The following is a 3,197-nucleotide window of genomic DNA, read 5'->3' as shown; positions in this document are numbered from 1 at the left end:
GAATAGTATATTTATATGAAGAATTAGAGGCAATATTACCTATTGAGTCTATTTTTCCAGCGGCTTCGTATTCAATATTCACATCAGTTATAAGATAAGGACTCTTATTATTTATAATGATTTTGCCTTTATCTGATTCAAAAGGTGCGCATGATATTAGAAATATACTTATCAAAACAAGCAAAAAACTCTTATTCATAATCATGCTCACCCTAATTTTCTTCGTCTGGTCTTTAATCGGTTCAGCTCGTCTTGTTTGCGGGCTATCTTTTGTTCTATCGTTGGCATAATCTCACCTAGAAAAATTTATGGTCTGTGTTAGTATAACAGTGAATTGGAGTTGTTTCACTTGGCTGTCTTTTTAGACAAGTGCGAGTTTTCGACTTCACAAATGTTTATTCCCTGACGGTCACACATTTATAAAATCAAAACATCGGCAGGGGTAAACCCCCACACCCCCAGCACTACGAAAAGACGTAGTGCTAAAAGACAAAAATATGAGTATTTAGAAATGGCTATTTTTATCGCATCAACCAAATCCATATCACGAGGCAGTGGACAAAGTGCCGTTGCCAGTATGAGCTATCGAGCAGGGATAGAACTAGAGGATAAGCGCTATGGTAAGACCCACGACTATTCAAAAAAGCATGGGGTGAAGAGCACGGATATTATTTTGCCCTCAAGACTGGCAGCAGCCAACGCTGAAATTTCACACAGTGGTTTATGAAACAAAGCGAAGGCAGCCGAGAAGCGAGTCGATGCGCGTGTTGCTGGTTAATCTACCGCATGAATTAAGCGCAGAAGATCGCAAAACAATCGCGCATCAGTTCGCCCAAACGCTTGCAGACAAATATGGCGCTATTCATCGACTAACTGATAAAGAAATTAGGCCGTAGTAGCGGTGACGTTGGACGAATGAATAGAGACATTATTTCATCATTCATCTATGTCAAAGCCTTGGATATCTATATCTCAGACTATAGCCGATCTAATGAAGTTAAGGAGTCGCTAAAGAGTACCTAGCAGATACTATTAGTAAAACGCGTTATTAGCTCAAATATGAGCTTAGAGCGTCTTTAAGTACTTTTGCTGAATAATATAGCTATAAATTGTCTAAAGACCAAAATACGGCAATATAGAGCTGTATAAGCTCATTTAATTACAATAAAGATAGAGCTGTTACCCAAAGTCGTGGTGTAAGTCGCTAATAGAATCTCTTTTTATCAAATTCTGATAAATAATTTCAATTTTTCACTGTCCAAATCTTCCTAATTTTCAATAAAACGTTTTCTTAGGGTTTTATTTATTCTTGTTTATTCTTGTTTATTCTTGTTTAAGAGCTATTTTTCCCTTTTAAAATCAGTAAGTTACGAGCGTAAAAAACACCTATTGAGCAAAGAAAACACCTATTGAGCAAAGAAAACACCTATTGAGCAAAGAAAACACCTATTGAGCAAAGAAAACACTTAAAAAAAATTTTGTGATTTTTATTTGTGTTTTTTAAGTGAGTAAGCTAGCATGTCAGTTATTAATATTACTGCTGATAGGTTCAAATATGGAAAATAATTTAGTCGCACAATCTAATGCTTTAGTACTAGCGGCGTATGCTATGAGCACCAAAGAGAAGCAACTACTATTCTCTTGTATTAGTCATATTGACAGTAGACCAGACGCTGTACAAATAACCAAACAAACGAAATTTACAATTACTGTTGAGCAGATAATGGAGGTTTTCTACCATGATGGGAAAAAACAAAATATATATAGGGACTTAGAAACAGCGGCGGACAGCCTATTCGACAGGGAGGTAACAATACAACTTGATGGAAATAAAAGGTTGCGGACTAGATTTGTATCAGGCGTATTGTTTGATACTGATAATAACTTGATAACAGTTACTTTTGCAGAAGATATACTACCGTACTTAACTCAATTAAAAGCAAACTTTACTAAGTACAGATTGATTGAAATAGCCGAGCTATCAAGCACACATGCTATACGTCTGTATGAACTGATTGTCTGTTGGATCGGTCAGTACCAATATAGCAAGACCTTAGACCTTGAAGATTTTAAGTATATTATGGGTGTATCAGGCAAGTATAAGCAGTTTGGACAGTTGAGAGAACGTGTCATAGATAAAGCGTTAGAAGAAATCAACGCTAATACTGAATACAAAATAACGGTTGATTATCGAAAAGTGAGACAGTCCTTTGTTAGCCTTACCTTAAAGTTTCATAAAAAATCTTTGGCGAGATTAGAGAACAAAGATGGCAGTTTATCAAACGATAAGATTGATGCGATAGTTAGAACAGAGCAGTTTGTAGCTGACTATAATAACTATCGCCGTTTAAGCCATAACGCAAAGATGAATACAGATGATTTTAGGCGAGAGATGAAAGATTATCTAATAACTTATCCTGAAGATTTCACAAAAAGACCGCTAGAAGATTATTTGAAGTCCCCTAGTAAGAAGTAGCAATACTGTCCAACACTCATAGACCGTTATAAGTAGTTCTCTTATAGCAGTCTATTTTAAGTGGTCTATTAATAGGTTTGAGGGGATAAAACACTGGTTCCCTTGGGGTATAGCTGATAACCGTTATTTTTTAACTCTAAAATATGCTATTCCTACTTAGCTATGTTTTTTTATGGAGGTTTTTAATGAAGAGAGTATATGTTCTTGAACATGCTATTGATGGTTTGACCGAAAACATGAGATTATTAGGCGTTTATGACTCTAAACAAGAGGCAGAAAAGGCTATTAAAACCCTTAGTGACAAGCCAGGCTTTAAAGATCATCTTGATGATTTTTTGATAGATGAGTACGAATTAAATAAACTTTGTTGGTCTAGTGGTTTCTAAGCTATCCGATGCCTGTATAGTGCACCGAACAAGTGAAGGTATACTCAAAGAACTTTATTGACCGGCTATCTAAACAGATTAGAAGCAGTCACTTCAGAAACGATTATAATAGATTTTATCCTTATCCAGATGCTCCAGAGGATAAGAGAAAGGAAATTTCCGAAGCATTCCATTTGTGGCTAGACTCAAATTTATAGCGAATGGGTGCTATTCGATGTCAAATTGATATTTCTGTTTATCATACTTAGCCGCATAGGGTACTACGTTCGCAGAATGCTTTTTTTTATGCCTATCAATATAATTGATATTTATTGAGTCCTCGGCATCAGTATATT

At 35.8% G+C, this 3,197-nt stretch carries 4 protein-coding genes and 1 pseudogene; 4 read left to right on the top strand and 1 reads right to left on the bottom strand.

From position 1 onward, the window contains the following. Positions 1 to 199: pseudogene (locus ACT3QR_RS13825) on the bottom strand (hypothetical protein); the annotation flags it as partial. 312 nt (positions 200 to 511) lie between these two features. Between ACT3QR_RS13825 and ACT3QR_RS13820 the strand changes: the two are divergent. The 4 genes from ACT3QR_RS13820 to ACT3QR_RS13805 all read left to right on the top strand — a co-directional run bounded on the left by ACT3QR_RS13820 (position 512) and on the right by ACT3QR_RS13805 (position 2,862). Continuing rightward, entirely contained in the window at positions 512 to 727 is a 216-nt protein-coding gene (locus ACT3QR_RS13820) for a MobA/MobL family protein (RefSeq protein ID WP_444521863.1), read from the top strand. Positions 728 to 758: 31 nt separating this feature from the next. Beyond that, complete coding sequence (locus ACT3QR_RS13815) at positions 759 to 896, top strand: hypothetical protein (RefSeq protein ID WP_444521862.1); 138 nt, start codon at positions 759 to 761, stop codon at positions 894 to 896. A gap of 659 nt (positions 897 to 1,555) precedes the next feature. After that, positions 1,556 to 2,476 carry a replication initiation protein gene (locus tag ACT3QR_RS13810; RefSeq protein ID WP_144298161.1) on the top strand — a complete coding sequence of 307 codons (921 nt, stop codon included), beginning with the start codon at positions 1,556 to 1,558 and terminating at the stop codon, positions 2,474 to 2,476. Between the two features lie 185 nt (positions 2,477 to 2,661). Then, entirely contained in the window at positions 2,662 to 2,862 is a 201-nt protein-coding gene (locus tag ACT3QR_RS13805) for a DUF7336 domain-containing protein (RefSeq protein ID WP_443563702.1), read from the top strand. The last annotated feature ends 335 nt before the right edge of the window (positions 2,863 to 3,197 follow it).

The organism is Psychrobacter sp. AOP7-B1-25 (assembly GCF_052376195.1).
Classification (GTDB): domain Bacteria; phylum Pseudomonadota; class Gammaproteobacteria; order Pseudomonadales; family Moraxellaceae; genus Psychrobacter.
Note: the sequence above shows the minus strand (reverse complement) of the source record. Positions and strands in the feature narration are given on the sequence as shown.